This window comes from Nonomuraea sp. KM90, assembly GCF_052246675.1.
Classification (GTDB): domain Bacteria; phylum Actinomycetota; class Actinomycetes; order Streptosporangiales; family Streptosporangiaceae; genus Nonomuraea.
Genome location: NZ_JBQQCB010000013.1, coordinates 127,420 through 143,206 on the forward strand (window position 1 = coordinate 127,420; position 15,787 = coordinate 143,206).

Annotated in this window: 14 protein-coding genes; 9 read left to right on the forward strand and 5 right to left on the reverse strand. The window is 72.1% G+C overall.

Annotated elements, in window-relative coordinates:
* Positions 1-3: 3 nt before the first annotated feature.
* From ACTWPW_RS17280 to cofD, 3 genes are all read right to left on the reverse strand, one after another.
* Positions 4-741: a lytic polysaccharide monooxygenase gene (locus ACTWPW_RS17280; protein WP_375116364.1), complete on the reverse strand. Its 738-nt coding sequence runs from the start codon at positions 739-741 to the stop codon at positions 4-6.
* Between the two features lie 90 nt (positions 742-831).
* Positions 832-2,109: a coenzyme F420-0:L-glutamate ligase gene (locus tag ACTWPW_RS17285; RefSeq protein ID WP_443169253.1), complete on the reverse strand. Its 1,278-nt coding sequence runs from the start codon at positions 2,107-2,109 to the stop codon at positions 832-834.
* Complete coding sequence (cofD, locus tag ACTWPW_RS17290; protein WP_443169254.1) at positions 2,106-3,044, reverse strand: 2-phospho-L-lactate transferase; 939 nt, start codon at positions 3,042-3,044, stop codon at positions 2,106-2,108. The genes ACTWPW_RS17285 and cofD overlap by 4 nt, the downstream gene beginning before the upstream one ends.
* 181 nt (positions 3,045-3,225) lie before the next feature.
* On the opposite strand from cofD, the gene ACTWPW_RS17295 reads away from it, so the two are divergent.
* The 5 genes from ACTWPW_RS17295 to ACTWPW_RS17315 all read left to right on the forward strand — a co-directional run bounded on the left by ACTWPW_RS17295 (position 3,226) and on the right by ACTWPW_RS17315 (position 11,138).
* Positions 3,226-5,250 (forward strand): hypothetical protein, encoded by a 2,025-nt coding sequence (locus ACTWPW_RS17295; RefSeq protein WP_443169255.1) that lies wholly within the window; start codon positions 3,226-3,228, stop codon positions 5,248-5,250.
* A 319-nt stretch (positions 5,251-5,569) separates the two neighbouring features.
* Positions 5,570-5,830 (forward strand): WhiB family transcriptional regulator, encoded by a 261-nt coding sequence (locus ACTWPW_RS17300; protein ID WP_020546325.1) that lies wholly within the window; start codon positions 5,570-5,572, stop codon positions 5,828-5,830.
* Positions 5,831-5,946: 116 nt separating this feature from the next.
* The gene (locus ACTWPW_RS17305; RefSeq protein WP_443169256.1) at positions 5,947-9,186 is read left to right on the forward strand and encodes a glycosyltransferase family 2 protein; all 3,240 of its coding nucleotides are present in this window, start codon (positions 5,947-5,949) and stop codon (positions 9,184-9,186) included.
* Between the two features lie 11 nt (positions 9,187-9,197).
* Positions 9,198-10,493, forward strand: coding sequence for a DUF5719 family protein (locus tag ACTWPW_RS17310; protein ID WP_443169257.1), 1,296 nt, complete (start codon positions 9,198-9,200; stop codon positions 10,491-10,493).
* 294 nt (positions 10,494-10,787) lie between these two features.
* Positions 10,788-11,138: a hypothetical protein gene (locus tag ACTWPW_RS17315; RefSeq protein WP_375116370.1), complete on the forward strand. Its 351-nt coding sequence runs from the start codon at positions 10,788-10,790 to the stop codon at positions 11,136-11,138.
* On the opposite strand, the gene ACTWPW_RS17320 is transcribed toward ACTWPW_RS17315, so the two are convergent.
* A complete protein-coding gene (locus tag ACTWPW_RS17320) occupies positions 11,131-11,598 on the reverse strand; it encodes a hypothetical protein (RefSeq protein WP_443169258.1) in 468 nt (155 codons plus the stop codon). The two genes, ACTWPW_RS17315 and ACTWPW_RS17320, sit on opposite strands and share 8 nt — an antisense overlap.
* Positions 11,599-11,883: 285 nt before the next feature.
* The gene (locus ACTWPW_RS17325) at positions 11,884-12,243 is read right to left on the reverse strand and encodes a metallopeptidase family protein (RefSeq protein ID WP_443169259.1); all 360 of its coding nucleotides are present in this window, start codon (positions 12,241-12,243) and stop codon (positions 11,884-11,886) included.
* Positions 12,244-12,743: 500 nt separating this feature from the next.
* Between ACTWPW_RS17325 and ACTWPW_RS17330 the strand changes: the two genes are divergently transcribed.
* The 4 genes from ACTWPW_RS17330 to ACTWPW_RS17345 are packed head-to-tail and all read left to right on the forward strand — an operon-like array spanning position 12,744 to position 15,772.
* Positions 12,744-13,112, forward strand: coding sequence for a DUF3499 domain-containing protein (locus ACTWPW_RS17330; RefSeq protein ID WP_364119498.1), 369 nt, complete (start codon positions 12,744-12,746; stop codon positions 13,110-13,112).
* A gap of 43 nt (positions 13,113-13,155) precedes the next feature.
* A complete protein-coding gene (locus ACTWPW_RS17335) occupies positions 13,156-14,505 on the forward strand; it encodes a phosphomannomutase/phosphoglucomutase (RefSeq protein ID WP_375116373.1) in 1,350 nt (449 codons plus the stop codon).
* On the forward strand, positions 14,502-14,669 hold the full coding sequence (locus tag ACTWPW_RS17340; protein WP_360661988.1) for a Trm112 family protein: 168 nt from the start codon (positions 14,502-14,504) through the stop codon (positions 14,667-14,669). The genes ACTWPW_RS17335 and ACTWPW_RS17340 overlap by 4 nt, the downstream gene beginning before the upstream one ends.
* Positions 14,666-15,772, forward strand: coding sequence for an SIS domain-containing protein (locus ACTWPW_RS17345; RefSeq protein WP_375116374.1), 1,107 nt, complete (start codon positions 14,666-14,668; stop codon positions 15,770-15,772). Before ACTWPW_RS17340 ends, ACTWPW_RS17345 begins: the two co-directional genes overlap by 4 nt.
* The last annotated feature ends 15 nt before the right edge of the window (positions 15,773-15,787 follow it).

The window sequence follows — 15,787 nt, forward strand, 5'->3', positions numbered from 1 at the left end:
TCGTTACACGCGCTGCCAGAGCGCCGGTACGTTCGGCGGCTCCCACCCGGCGAGGGCGGTGTGCGCCTGGAGGCAGCGGTAGGAGGCGCCGTTGTAGGTCACGGTGCTGCCGACGGCGTACGCGGTGCCGGCCCGCCACGTGCCCGAGGGCGTCGTCGGGGTCACGGTCGGCGTCGGGGTCGGCGTCGGCGTGACGGTCGGGGTGGGCGTCGGGGTCGGGTTGCCGCCACCGCCGCCGATGTTCAGGTCGATGCAGGAGTAGAAGGCGTTGGTCGTGTCGGAGATGTTCCAGATGGCCAGGACCTTCTGCCGGCCGGAGAAGCCGGAGAAGTTGACCGTGTGCGAGATCGTCGCCGGCGGCTGCTGGCCGTTGCCGTTGAACACGGCCACCCGCGTGTTACCGATGTAGTACTCGTAGTTCTGGGTGGCGTGGCGGGCGGTGAACGTCCAGGTGAAGGTCACCGAGCTGCCCACCGACGCGACCGGCCAGGGCTTGCTCTCGTCACTGAGCTGGGCGAACTGCCCGAGGTTGGCGTGGCAGCTGCGCAGCCCCTTGGGCCCTTCCACGCTCTGCGGCTCGTAGACGATGTTGCCGCAGCCGGAGACCCTGCCCTGGGCGCAGTTGGCCTGGCGGCTGGGTGGCGTGAGCACGTAGCCGTGGGCGAACGCCGGCGTGGTGTTGAACACCGTGGTGGCGACCGCTATCACCACCACGGCGACCAACGTGAGAGTCCTTCTCATGAAGTGGCTCCTTTACATGGGGGGATGCTCCAAATGTAAAGGAAACTTTCCTAACGGTAAACGGTCGGCTTACTGCTGTCGGAATCCCGGTCAGCGCGTGACGATGAAATCCCCCGGATCGCGCGGCGCCCGGTCGCGCGGTGGCGCGGCGGCGTGCCCGACGGCCACGCAGCCCATCGGATCCCACGAATCGGGCAGGTCCAGCACCTCACGGACGACCGGCCGGCAGAACATCGTGGAAGACACCCATGCCGAGCCGAGCCCCTCCACGGCGAGCTGGATCAGGAAGTTCTCCACCCCGGCGCCGGTCGCCACGACGAACATCTCCCGCTCGGAGGCGTTGCGCCGGTCGTCCCGGTAGGTGTGCGAGCCCTCCATCACCAGGCACGGCACCACCAGGTAGGGGGCGTTGCGCAGCACGTCGCCGCGCCTGACCCGCTTGGCGATCGACTGCTCGGTGAACCCGTCGCCGCGCAGGTCCTCGATCCACGCCTCGCGCATGGCGTCGAGCAGCTTGGTGCGGGTCTCCGGCGACTCCAGCAGCACGAACCGCCACGGCGTCGTGTGGTGCGGCGCGGGCGCGGCGATGCCCGCCGCCACCGCCCTGCGCACGGCCTCGGGATCGACGGGCCGCTCCGAGAACTCCCTGATCGTACGGCGGGCGAACACCACGTCGCGGGACCCGTAGCGGAACAGGTCCTCGTCGGCCGGCCGCACCAGCGGCCTGACGCCCGGCCCGTCGTCGTCGGTCACCAGATGGGGCAGCCCGCGCACGACCGCCACCGGAACCCCGTCGAGCTTGCCCTTGACCAGCTCGGCCGCGCTCGCGATCTCGTCGGCCAGCGCCGTCACGGTGGCGTTGAGCTGGTTGCCGTAGGAGTCGGAGGTGCCGCGGAAGTCGTCGAGGGGCCGCACGCCGGCCGCGCCGATGGCCACGTCGGTGAGGCCGTGCCGCCACGGGCGGCCGAACGTGTCGGACACGATCACCCCGACCCGGCGGCCCAGGCCCGCCCTGATGCGCCTGGCGGAGGCGTCGGAGTCTTCGGGGAGGAGCAGCACGGTGCCGGGCTCGGTGTTGGAGGCGTCGACCCCGGCGGCGGCCATCACGAAGCCGTGCCGGGTTTGGGAGATGACGGTGTCGCCGCGCCTGGCGACCACGCGCTCGGTCTCCTCCTTGATCGCCTTCGTGCGGTCGGGCGCCTGTCGCACCCGGCCCTCGGCCTTGCTCACGATCTTGGACGTGACCACCACGATGTCGCCGTCGCGCAGGTCGGCGCCGGCCAGCAGCGCCGCCAGGTCGTCGCCGGGCCGCACCTCGCCGAGGCCGGTCACGGCGATCACTTCGATCCGCTCGGGGGTGACGGTCATCGTGCGAGCTCCTGGGCCAGGTCGAGGGCGGTGCGGGCGATGCCGGCCGCGGCGTCGGCGTCGTGCATGAGGATCGGACGGGCGACCACCCGGACGCCGTCGAGCGCGGCCCCGGCGTCCTCCTCGGCCACCAGCCAGCCGTCGATCAGCTCCGAGCCGTAGAGCTCCAGCACGGCCTGCGCGGTCGTCTCCACCCCGATCGCGGTCAGGCAGGCGTCGGCCATGCCCCTGACCGGCGCGCCACCGATGATCGGCGAGACGCCCACCACGGTCTTGGGCAGCAGGGCGTCGCGGATGCCGGGGACCTGAAGGATCGTGCCGATGCTCACCACCGGGTTGGACGGCGGCAGGATCACCACGTCGGCCTGCTCGATGGCCTCCAGCACGCCCGGGGCCGGCTTGGCGGTGTCGACCCCCACCAGCGCGAACGACTGGGCGGGGACGGAGGCGCGCAGGCGCACCCACCACTCCTGGAAGTGGATCGCGCGCTTGCCGCGCTCGTCCTCGATCACGACGTGGGTCTCGCAGCGGTCGTCGGTCATCGGCAGCAGCCGCACGCCCGGCTGCCAGCGCGTGCAGAGCGCCTGCGTGATCTGGGAGAGCGGGTAGCCGGCCTCCAGCATCTGCGAGCGGACGATGTGGGTGGCGAAGTCGCGGTCGCCGAGCCCGAACCACTGCGGCTCCACGCCGTAGGCCGCCAGCTCCTCCTTGACGACGTGGGACTCCTTGGCCCGGCCCCAGCCCTGCTCCTCGTCGATGCCGTTGCCCAGGGTGTACATCACGGTGTCGAGGTCGGGGCAGACCCGCAGGCCGAAGAGGGTGATGTCGTCACCCGTGTTGCCGATGACGGTGATCGAGGCGTCCGGCGCGGTGGCGCGCAGGCCGCGGAGGAAACGGGCGCCGCCGATGCCGCCGGCGAGTGACACGATGTGCATGCGGCCCAGTCTTTCACCGGGCTCTGACAAGCCCGTCTCGGGACTGGTTTTCCCCTATTTGTCGGTGGTGTACGTCCAGGTATTGGGCGTTTTGATATGGAAGAGGTTCCTGGGACTCCCGCGGGGTGAGTCGGTGATGTGGCAAACTCCCTTCGGGCTAAAGGGTCCGATGGGGGTACTTGTGAGCAAACTTGACGTCGCCCGGCTTAAGGAGCCGGGCGCATGGATCATGCTCGTCGCCGGATTGATGAACGTGGTGCTGGCGATCGGCCACATCCTGATCGGCTCGTCCGGCTCGTCCTTCACGGAACGAGCGGCGTCGAACCTCTCGAACGTGACGAGCCCGGTCGTGACGGCGCTGCTGCTCGGCGCCGTGCTGCTGGTCACCAAGATCGGCGAGCCGTCGCCCAAGGCCAAGCCGGTCACGTACGGTGCGGCGGCCGGACTGCTCCTCGCCGCGGTGTTCGGCATGCTGGCGCTGCTGGCGGGCCTGTTCGCCGGCGCCGGGGCCCGAGCCACGATCGAGTACGTGCTCCTCGGCGTGCCCACGCTCGCGCTGACCGCCATCGCGCTGGTCTACCTGCTCCCGCAGGTGCTGCCCGAGCGGCCGGCCGCGCAGGTCTACCACGGCCAGTTCGGCGCCCAGCCCGGGTACTTCGGCCAGCAGCCCCAGGGCGGACCCGGCTACGACCAGTCCCAGCCCGGCTACGGCCAGCCCGGATTCGGCCAGCAGCCCGCCGCGTACGGCCAGCAGCCCCCCTCGGGCCAGCAGCCCGGCTTCGGCGGCCCGCAGGACCAGCAGCAGCCCGCCCCGTTCGGCCAGCAGGACCAGCCCCAGCCCGGCTATGGCCAGGACCAGCCCCAGCCCGGATACTTCGGCCAGCAGGACCAGCAGCAGCCGGCCGCCTACGGCCAGCAGCCCCCGTCGGGGCAGCAGCCCGGTTACGGGCAGCAGCCCATGTCCGGCCAGCCTGGTTACGGCCAGCAGCCGCCGTCGGGCCAGCAGCCCCAGCCGGGCCAGCAGTCCCTGTCCGGTCAGCAGTCCGGCTACGGGCAGCAGCCGCCGTCGGGTCAACAGCCTGGTTACGGGCAGCAGCCGCCCACGGGCCAGCAGCCGGGCTACGGCCAGCAGCCCCCGTCCGGCCAGCAGTCCCCCTCGGGCCAGCAGCCCGGTTACGGGCAGCAGCCGCCGAGCTTCGGCGGCCACCCCGAGCAGCCCGAGCCCCAGGCCGCCTACGGCCAGCCGGACCCGCAGGCGGCCTACGCCCCGCCGCCGCAGCCGGACGCGTACCCGCAGATCAGGGGCGCGCTGCCGGCCGCCCCCTCGGACCAGCGCCCGCCGGAGCAGCCGGAGCCCTACACCCCCCAGAGCTTCGGCCAGCCCTACACCCCCGCGGAGACGGCCCCCTCGGTCCCGCCGGTCCAGGAGTACACCACCCCGCCGGCCGGCGAGTACACGCCGCTCGTCGGCGAGTACACCCCGGCCCCGTACGTCCCCGCGGACAGCCAGCCGAACGTCTACGGCCAGCCCAGCGCCAACCCGTACGCGCCCCCGGCCGCGAACGACCAGCCCAACCCGTACGCACCGCCCGCCGAGCCCCAGAGCGGCAGCCCGTACGCGCCCCCGGTGGAGCAGCAGCCGTACCCGGCGGGCGACACCGCCCCGAGCGTGCCGTACCCGCCGGCCGAGCAGCAGCCGTACTTCGGGCAGAGCGCGTTCGACCAGCAGCAGGGCGGCCAGCCGTTCACCGGCTACTCGGGTCACGAGTACGCCACCCCGAACGCGTACCAGGAGCCGGACCCGCCCGTGGACCCGCGCTCGCAGCAGCTCCTGGACGCCTACCAGCAGGCGGAGACGTACCAGTCGAACGTCGGGACGCAGCCGGAGCTCCGGGTGCCCGACTACTCCAGCCAGGCGGGCCGGTCGTACGACGACCCGTTCGGCCACCCCCAGCACCCCCAGCAGCCCGGCGGCGGGTACGAGCCCCAGCAGGGCCAGTACCGGCCCACCCACTCGGCCCCGTCGATCCCGGCGCCGCAGCCGGGGTGGGCGGAGGGCCAGGGCGAGTCGACCATGCGGATCGATCCCGCATCGGTCGGAGGATCGTTCGGTGGAGGAGACGCTCTCGGCGGCGACCAGCGCCGTCCCGGAGACGACCCGATCGACCCAACAGCCATATACACCCCCAACGAGCCACGCAGGTAACGGACCGGCAATGAACGGCTAGAGAGAAGGTGGGCCACGGGCGGGCGTCTATCCCGCCCTGGTACGGTTCCGACCGCTGACAGGGTTGAACAAGCCAGGCCGACGCCATGTCTCGTGGGGCGTCCGGCTGGTGCGAACATCACATGCCAAGCACACCGGGGCGAGATCTGGTCTTTCCCCGGATACCCGCATGCCGCTTGACGCCACGTACGGCACGCGCGTGTAATTACAACCATGTTGTTACGCCTTCCAGTGGGTGGGTAATAAGGAAGGCGTCCATGGGGGGCTCCATTGCGGGCGGGCGGCAGGGAGGTGTGCAGTGACCGATCCGGTCATCGCACAGGATCAGCTTGACGCTGAAGAACTCGGCTGGCAGGAGCGCGCGTTGTGCGCGCAGACGGATCCGGAGGCGTTCTTCCCGGAGAAGGGCGGCTCCACCAGGGAGGCCAAGAAGGTCTGCCGATCGTGCGAGGTCCGTGCCGAGTGTCTGGAATATGCACTCGAGCACGATGAGCGCTTCGGCATCTGGGGCGGGTTGTCCGAACGGGAGCGCAGACGGATCAAGCGCCAGGCCGTTTAGAGGTATATGGGGGGAAGGGGTCACGCGGACAGCCGTGTGACCCTTTTCGCATCTCCTGATCGGCTTCCAGCTGTATGGTGGGCCCGCCTGATCATCCCCCCAGGAGTCACCCACCCATGCCACGTCCCTACGTCACCGCGATCGTCGTCTCCCATGACGGCGCGCGCTGGCTGGGGGAGACGCTGCGCGCGCTGATCAACCAGAGCCGCAGGCCGGACCGGGTGGCCGGCGTCGACAACGGCAGCAGGGACGGCTCGGCCGACCTGCTCGCCCAGGCGCTCGGCCCCGGCAACCTGATCTCCCTGCCGCGCTCCACCGGCTTCGGCGAGTCGGTCGCCGAGGCGCTCGCCAAGCTGCCGCCCGCCGGGGGCGACGAGTGGATCTGGCTGCTCCACGACGACTGCGCCCCTGACCGGCGCGCGCTGGAGCACCTGCTCACGGCGGCCGAGCAGGATCCCAAGGCGGCCGTGCTCGGTCCCAAGCTGCGCGACTGGATCGACCGCAGGAGGCTGCTGGAGATCGGCGTGACCGTGGGCCGTACCGGGCGCAGGGACACGGGGCTGGAGCCGCGCGAGTTCGACCAGGGGCAGCACGACGGGGTACGGGACGTGCTGTCGGTGTCCACGGCCGGGATGCTGGTCCGGCGCGACGTGTGGGAGCAGGTCGGCGGCCTCGATCCGTTCTTCCCGCTGTTCCGTGACGACCTGGACCTGTGCTGGCGGGTGCGCAACGCCGGCCACAAGGTGCTGAACGTGACCTCCGCCGTGGCCTGGCACGCCGAGGCGGCGGCCCGCAGGCGGCGGCGCATCACGGTCAGCGGCGACCATCCGCGCCGCCTCGACCGGCGCAACGCGATCTTCGTGGTCATGGCGAACCTGCCGTTCGGCGCGATGGTGTGGGCCCTGCTGCGGAACGTGGTGGGCTCCCTCTTCCGCACGGTGCTGTTCATCGTGAGCAAGCAGCCGGCGAACGCGCTGGACGAACTGGTGGCCATGGGCTCGATCCTGGCGCACCCGTTCCGGCTGCTGCGGGCGCGGCGTGACCGCCGCCATGGCCGCAAGAAGGGATATATCCGCATAAAGCGGTTGATGACCCCTCGCGGCGCCGCCTACCGGCGCGTCACCGACATGGTGCAGAGCTTCCTGGCCGGCGAGGCCCCCGTCGACTCGGCCGGGCGGCACCACCACGCCACGGCGGAGGAGGACCAGGAGGCCGCCGTCCCGCCGCCGGACACCGGCGCGTTCCAGCGCTTCATCGGCCGTCCCGGGGTCATCCTCATGTTCGCGCTGACGGTGGTCTCGCTGGTGGCCGAGCGGTCCCTCCTGGGCGGCGAACGGCTCGGCGGCGGCGCGCTCGTCCCGGTGACGGGCGGCGCGAGCGACCTGTGGGCCTTCTACACCGAGGGGTTCCACGACGTCGGGCTCGGCTCGACCGCCTGGGCGCCGCCGTACGTGGCCGTGCTCGCCGCCCTGTCCACGCTCGCGCTCGGCAAGACGTGGGTGGCCGTCTCGGTGCTGCTGCTGGGCTCGGTGCCGCTGGCCGGCGCCACGGCGTACCTGGCCACGCGGCACATCGTCCCGGCGGTGCCGGTCCGGGCGTGGGCGGCGGGGACGTACGCGCTGCTGCCCGTCGCGACCGGCGCCATCGCGGCGGGGCGGCTGGGCACCGCCGTGGTGTTCGTGCTGGTCCCCGTGTACGCCTCGCTCGTCACCACCCTGCTGTCCGCCGAACCCCGCCGCGCCCGCCGTGCGGCCTGGGGGCTGGGGCTGCTGCTGGCCGTGGGGACGGCGTTCGTCCCCCTGGTGTATCCGCTCTTCGCGGTGCTGGGCGTGCTGGGCGCCGTCGCCTTCGGCGCCCGCCGCGCCGGCCTCGGCGTGATCTTCGGCCGCCGCCCCGGCGCGCGTTTCGGCCTCGGCTCCAGTGGCAGCCCCGCTTCCAGCGGCGAGAGCTCCGGTGTCGGCGCTGGTCCCGGCCCTGGCGCGTATTTCGGCGCCGGCGACGCAGGCCTTGGCGCAGACCCCGGTAGCGCGGCAGGATCCGGCAGCGGTGCGGATCTCGGCTCTGGCGGGGGTTTAGGGGCGGGCAGGGGCGGCTCCCGGCACAGGGGTGGCGGTGCTCGTGCGGGTGGGCGCGCGCTTGGGGGGCATGCGTCGGCTGGGGGCGGGCCGGGCCGGGGCGGTGGCCGGCGCGGCGACGGGGTTCGGGGAGGAGACGGGACGCCGGGCGGACGCGGCGCTCGGCGCGGCGATGGGGCTCGGGGTGGCCTGCGCGGCGCGGCTGGCGGGGGTCGCGGGGGTCAGGAGGGCGTGATCCTGTCCATGGCCATCGCGCTCGCCGTACCACTCGTGCTCCTGGCCCCCTGGCTGGCCGAGCTGGTGACCGACCCCGGCAGGCTCCTCCTGGAGGCCGGGCTGCACGACCCCGCCCTGGTGGACCCGGCCCTCGCCCCGGAATCGCTGCTGGCGCTCAGCCCGGGAGGGCCCGGCCTGCCGCCGTTCTGGGTGAGTGCGGGCCTGGTGGCGGCGGCGCTGGCGGCCCTGCTCATGCGTCGCCAGCGGATGACCGTCGCCATCGGCTGGGGCGTGGCGCTCTACGGGGTGCTGGCGGGCATCCTGGTCAGCCGCATCACCGTCGAGGGGGCACGCGTCTGGCCGGGTGTCCCGCTGGCGTTCGCGGGTGCCGGGCTGGTGGTCCTGGTGGGCCTGACCGCGCACCGGCTGACCGAGCTGCGCGCCGGGGGCGGGCTGCGGCGGCTGGGGGCGACGGCGGTGGTGGCGGTGGCGTTCAGCACGCCGCTGCTGGCCGCCGGTCACTGGATGGCCGGCGGGGTACGCGGGCCGCTCGTCGGCGACGCCCCCGACGTGCTGCCGGCGCTCGCGGCGGCCCGGACCACGCAGGGGGAGCGGACCGTGGTGATCAAGGGTTCCGAGTTCACGGTGCTGCACGGGCGTACGCCGCTGATCGGCGAGGCGGAGCTGCCCGTCGCCTCCGAGGCCCGTACCCGGGTGAGCGGGGCGGTGCAGGGCCTCGTCGGCGGTCGCGGCGGGGACGCGGCCACGCTGGCGCAGCAGGGCATCGCGATGGTGGCCGTGGCGCCGCCGGTCCCGCCCCAGCTGGCCAGGACGCTGGACTCGCAGCCGTCGCTCCAGCGCCTGAGCCTGTCGGAGGCGGGCGGCCTGTGGCGGCTGGCCGAACCGGTCGTCCGCGTACCCGCCCAGCCGGTGAGCGTCCTGCACACCCCGTGGCTGTGGACGCAGGGCGCGTTGGTGCTGCTGGTGGCCCTCCTGGCGGCCCCGGGCAGCAGACAGGCGCCGGAAGGCGCGGAGGCGCCCGCCGTGGCTCTGGCGGGTGCGTGATGAGGGCGTTCGTGGAGAACAGGTTCGGGCTGCTGGCGCTGGTCATCGTGTCGCTGGCCGCCATGTACGGCATCGCGTACGTCACCAGACCCGCCCCCGTCCCACCCCCGCCCGCCGGCCCCAGGAAGGTGCCCGTGGAGTCGGTCACCGCCGTCTGCCCGGGGGCGAAGGGCGAGCGGGTCAACGTGTACCTGCCCGGCACGCTGAACGGCGAGACCATGGAGGACACCAAGCCGTACGTGACCAACGGCCCCGGCGGGCTGGAGGCCGGCTACCTCACCCGCACCACCGGGGGCGCCGGTCGCGGCCTGGCCGGGGTCCGCTGCACGGAGCCCGCTCCCGCGACCTGGCTGGTGGGCCCGGGCCCGGCGAACGCCGACGTACGCCTGCACCTCATGAACGCCGACAAGGCGCCGGCGCTGGCGGACGTACAGGTGTACGCGGCGGAGGGCCCCGTCTCGGGCGACGCGGGCGTCGGCCTGGAGATCGCGCCGGGGGAGCACAAGGAGATCGACCTCAAGACCCTGGCGCCGTCGGCCGACGTGATGGCCGTGAGCGTCACCACGATCTTCGGCCGCGTGGCCGTCGCCGCCAGGACCACGCTGGAGACCGGCGGGGTGGACTGGCTCCCGTCGGCCGCGCCACCGGCCACGCGCGTGGTCGTACCGGGCATCCCCGGAGGCGGCGGCCTGCGCCGGCTCCTGGTGGCGGCCCCGGGCGAGACGGACGCCACGGTGCAGGTCAAGGCGGTGAGCCAGGACGCCGAGTACGCGATGAAGGGCCGGGAGTCCCTGGACGTACCCGCGGGCAGCGTGGTCGCCCTGGACGTCACCACCGGCCTGGCCGGCTCCCCCGCCGCCCTGGTGCTCACCTCCTCCGCCCCCATCGTGGCCGGCGTGGTGATCACCGGCACCGGCGGCCGCTCGGACGTCGCCTTCACCGCCGGAACCCCCTCACTGGCCCTGGGCAGCGCGGTGGCCCGCAACGGCACGGGCTCCCAACTCCTGCTCACAGCCCTCGGAGGTCAGCCGGGCAAGGTCCGGGTGCAGGTGGTGCCGGGCAAGGGGACACCGGAGCAGCCGTTCGACGTGGAGGTGGCGGCGGGGCGGACGAGGAACGTGAAGCTGAAGGCGAAGGGCGACTTCGCGGTGGTGGTCACGCCGGTGTCTGGGGAGGTGTACGGGGGCCGGGTGGTGGAGGAACGGCTGAGGACGGGCGTACTCCTCACGGCCCAGCCGCTGGCCCCGGCCCGGATGTGGACCCTGCTCCCACCGTTGACGGACACCTCCCACGTAGTCCTGCCCTGAAGCCCGGGGTTCCCCTGGCCAACCATGGTCCTCCCACCGAGGCGCGCTTCGCGCGACGGGGACTCGGGCCGCGTCCTGTGGGGGCAAGCCCCCACACCCCCAGGCGGGGACCTGCCGGTCCCCGCACCCCTCGGACGCGACCCTGATTACCGCGCAGAACAACCCCGATCACCGGGAAGAAGACGTCCGGCCCCCCGGCGCCTGGATACGGATCACTACGGTGGCAGTTCCGCCCCGGGCGAGTGGTAGGGAGAAGCACGAGCCGGAAGGGCTACCGTCTGCGATCCTGAAGGCATGTTGCGTCACGGGCGTAGGCGTCAGAAGAACGGGGAGCCGAGCTTCTACTACAAGCCGAGCGGTCGTAGATGGTGGTGGCAGAAGCCCGAACCCTTCGAGGGCCTTGAAGACGACCCGTCTTCGGAGGTCGAGGAGCAGTTGTGGCGGGTCGCGTGGTGGGGGGACGGGTGGGGTGTGTGGCCGGGGGACGCCGACCCGACCACGACGCCACCCTCCTACGCCACCAGGAACATCACCCGAGCGAACTCGGACGCCGCTGGGGGCTGGGCGCTCGGAGTCGTGCCACCACATCCGCGGAACCACATCAAGTGCTCACATGGCGGGGATCCGATGGCCCCGTTCATGTGACCGGCTCCGGCTGGTTGCAGTCCAAGGACGCGCTGCGCGTCTCCTCTGTCACCTTGAAGGCCTCTCCGTTGACGAAGGTGCCGGTGATGGACGCCCTCGCGCGGTAGCGACCTGGTCGGCAGGGGCGGCTCAGCAGCGTGTATGACTGCTTGAGGCCTGGCAGGTTCTCGTAGTAGTCGTAGTCGATCTCATACCAGTCGGAGAAGAGACCGTCCTTGTGGTCGATGGCGATTCTCGCCACGAAGGTAGTGATGACCACCTGATCGCAGCGGACGCGGAGACTGGCGCGAACCCTCGGTTCCGCGGAGCCGAATCGCACGGCCACGAGCGGACCCCAGGAGTTGCGGCATCCGCGCTCGCCTTCAGGGTGGGTGGAGCTACCGCCCGGGGCGGCACATCCAGCGGGAGCGGCGGCCAGGCTGACAACCATCGCGGAGGCAGCGGCCAGCGAGATCCACATATGGACCTTCCTGTGGGGGATGATCGACGCCCACAGGCTAGAGTGTTCGAACGCTGGTTGTGTTTGATATGTTACTTTCCGTAACAAAGTAGACGGGCGGACGGTCCATGCGCTAGCCAGTGCTGCGGCCGGGGAGCGCGAGGGGCCGGCAGGCCTCTCGCTGGGGGTGTGGGGGCTTGCCCCCACTGGGCGCGGCCCGAGTCCCCATCGCGCGTAGCGCGCCTCGGTGGGAGGACCATGCAGGTGGCCCGGGAACCCCGGTGCGCCTGCCTGGATCCTCGCGAGTCAGCGGCGGTCGTCGTAGCCCGGGTCGACTGTTTCCGGGGTCAGGCCCAGCAGGGTGGCGACCTGTTCCACCACCGTGTCGTGGACCATCGCGCCCAGCGTGTCCCTGTCCCGGGCTCTGGCCTCCAGCGGTCGCCGGTAGACCACCACGGCCGCCGGTGACTTTCCGGTTGCGGCGTCCGCGCGGCCGAACGGGATCGGGTCCGAGTCGAGGCCCGGGCCGTCCCCCAGCTCGCTCAGCGGGGGTACCTCCTCCACCGCGAACTCCACCGCCGACAGCTGTCTCTCCCAGCGCGGCCTGAGCCGGTCGACCGCGTCGAGCACGAGGTCGTCGAAGCGTTCGCTGCGGGATTTGGCCATGGGGACGTGGGAGGGGGCGAGCGGGCCGCGGAGGCCGCGACCGTGGCGATCGCGCCGTCTGGGACCGCGCTTGTGAGTCACGTGAGCAAGTGTACGGGCCCGTCCCTTCGATCTTCTGGAGCGGCGGTGGCTCGACGTGTGGAGCGGCGGCCCCGTGGTGCCGGGAGGCAGGGGTGGTGCCGGGAGGCCGGGGGGTGGTGTCGGGGGGTGAAGGGGCGGTGTCGGGAAGTGAGGGGAGGTTTCGGGAAAGGGTGGGGCCGTAACGAGGCGGCCCAAGGGTGGTGGCCGGGGAGAGGAGGTCGTGTGTGGGAAAGGGAGGCGGGAGGATGATTGGGCAGGTGGGGAGGTGGGGAAGCCGGGGAGGGAAGTGTGAGAGGAGGGGTGGAGGCTTTGGGGCATGTGGGTGGAAAGGCTGCGACAGGTGTCCGAATTGTGGCGACACGCTCGTTAAGAGCGCTCAGGTAGTGGCGCCTCGCACTCTTACCAGATACGGTCCCTCCGTGAGCCCCGTCCGCCGCTGTTCCCGCACCGCCTGCAGCCAGCCTGCCGTCTTCACGCTCACGTACGTATACGCCGACTCGACCGCTGTTCTCGGCCCCCTGGCGACGTACGCGGAGCCACACTGTTATGACCTGTGCGCCGAACATGCCGAGCGGCTGACCGCTCCCCGCGGCTGGGAGGTGGTGCGCCTGCCGACGGACGGCGGCTCCCCCAGCTCCGACGATCTCGAAGCGCTGGCCAACGCGGTCCGGGAGGCCGCGCGCCCCACGTCGTCCGGTGGCGGTGAGCCGGTCGGGCAGGGTGTCGAGGTCGGCCGTCGCGGGCATCTGCGCGTTCTGAGATCGGCCCAGCAACAGCGCGACCGGTAGGCTCGTTCTGACGGAGGAGACGACCTAGGGGCGGAGCTGGAGAGTGGGCGACCTCGCCAAGATCTTCAAAGCGTATGACGTTCGCGGGGTTGTGCCCGACGAGCTTGACGAGCCGACCGCCGAGGCCGTGGGTGCGGCGTTCGTCGAGGTGACCGGGGCCCAGTCGGTGGTGGTCGCGCATGACATGCGCGAGTCGTCGCCGCCGCTGGCCGAGGCGTTCATCCGCGGGGCGCGTTCGCGTCGCGCCGACGTCGTGCACGCCGGGCTGGGCTCGACCGACCTGCTCTACTACGCCAGCGGCAGCCTGGGGCTGCCCGGTGTGATGTTCACCGCCAGCCACAACCCCGCCCGATACAACGGCATGAAGATGTGCCGGTCCGGCGCGGTGCCGATCGGCGGCGACACGGGGCTGACGGAGATCCGTGACCGGGCGGTCGAGCTGGTCGGGGTGACCGCCACCCCCAGCGGGTCGCTGATCGAGAAGGACCTGCTGAGTGGTTACGCGCACTACCTGCGCACGCTGGTCGACCTGCGGGAGATCAGGCCGCTGAAGGTGGTCGTCGACGCGGGCAACGGGATGGGCGGCTACACGGTCCCGGCGGTGTTCGAGGGCCTGCCGATCGATCTGGTGCCCCTCTACTTCGAGCTGGACGGGAATTTCCCCAACCACGACGCCAACCCGCTGGAGCCGCAGAACCTGGTGGATCTGCAGCGCGCGGTCGTCGAGAGCGGCGCTGACCTGGGGCTGGCGTTCGACGGGGACGCCGACCGGTGCTGGGTGATCGACGAGCGGGGCGAGTCGGTCTCGCCGTCGGTGGTCACGGCGCTGGTCGCGGTGCGCGAGCTGGCCAAATACCCTGGCGCGACGATCATTCACAATCTGATCACGTCGCTCGGCGTGCCGGAGATCGTGCGGGAGCACGGCGGCGAGCCGGTGCGGACACGGGTCGGGCACTCGTTCATCAAGGCCGAAATGGCCAGGACGGGCGCCGTCTTCGGCGGCGAGCACTCGGCCCACTACTACTTCAGGGACTTCTGGTTCGCCGACTCCGGGATGCTGGCGGCGATGCACGTGCTGGCCGCGCTGGGTGAGCAGGAGCGGGCGCTGTCGGAGGTGGTGGCCGTCTACTCGCGCTACCACGCCTCCGGAGAGGTCAACAGCGCCGTGTCCGACCAGGCGGAGGCACTGCGGCGGGTGCGGGAGGCGTTCGCGGGGCGCGGGGAGTTCGACGAGCTCGACGGGCTGACCGTGAGCGGGCCCGACTGGTGGTTCAACCTGCGGGCCTCCAACACCGAGCCGCTGCTCAGGCTGAACGCCGAGGCGGCCGACGAGAGCAAGATGACGGCGATCAGGGACGAGGTCCTCGCCATTGTGGGAAAGGTGTCAGAGTGAAGATCGACGACTGGCTGCTGGAGATCCTGGCCTGCCCGGCGTGCAAGGCCCCCCTGCGGGCGGAGGACGAGGCAGAAGAGCTGGTCTGCACCGGATGCGGCCTGATCTACCCGGTCAGGGATGACATTCCCGTCCTGCTCGTCGACGAGGCCAGGAAGCCGTGACCTGGGAGCCGGAGCGGCTCGACGACCAGCGTCACCTCAGCGAGGGCGACCCCGGAGGCATGCTCCCGGCGGTCGCCGCCTCCGCGGCCCACGTACGCACCGGCTACCGCAACGCCGTCGAGGCCCGCGTCGATCGCCTGGCCGGCCAGGGGCGCCCGCGCGCCATCGTGGTCGCGGGCATGGGCGGCTCGGGCATCGCCGGCGACATCCTGGCGGCCGTCGTGGGCAACGGCGCGCCGCTGCCGATCGTGACCCTGCGCTCCTACCAGCTCCCCGGCTGGGTGGGGGCCACCGACCTGGTCATCGCCGTCTCCGGCTCGGGCGACACCGAGGAGACGTTGGCCGTCGCCACCCAAGCCGTGCGGCGCGGCTGCACGCTGCTCGCCGTCGGCGCCCCCGACTCCCCGCTGGAGGCCATCGCCACCCAGGCGTCGGCCGTCTACGTGCCGGTGCCCGTCAGCGGCCAGTCCAGGGCGAACCTGTGGCTGCTGGCCGTCCCCCTCGTCGTGGCGGCCGCCGCGCTGCGGCTGGTGCAGGCGGACGCGGATCTGTTCGAGCGGGTGGCCAGGTCGCTGGAGGACATGGCGCACCGGTGCCGGCCGTCCAGCGAGTCGTTCGTCAATCCGGGCAAGTCGCTCGCGATGCACCTGGCCGAGGGCGTGCCGATCATCTGGGGCTCGTCGCCGGCCGCGGCCGTGGCGGCGTACCGGCTGGCCTGCCAGCTCGGCGCGAACGCGAAATATCCCGCCATCCACGGTGAGCTGCCCGAGGTGGGCCACCATCAGGTGGCCCTCTTCGACGGGCCGATGGCTGAGCGCGACATCTTCGCCGACACCGCCGGGCGGACGATCCGGCTCGTCGTCCTGCGCGACGTCGAGGAGCACCCCCAGGTGACGCGGCGGCGCGAGGCGTCGCTGCGGGCGGCGCGCGAGCGCGACGTGCCGGTCACCGAGCTGACGGCCGAGGGAGTGCATCCGCTGGAGCGGATGGCCGCCCTCATCGGGCTCGGCGACTACGCCAGCACCTACCTTGCCCTGGGGTATGCCATCGATCCGACCCCAGTGTCAGCGATCACTGAGGTAAAGGCCAGAATTTCGCAATAGGATCCCCTTTCAGGC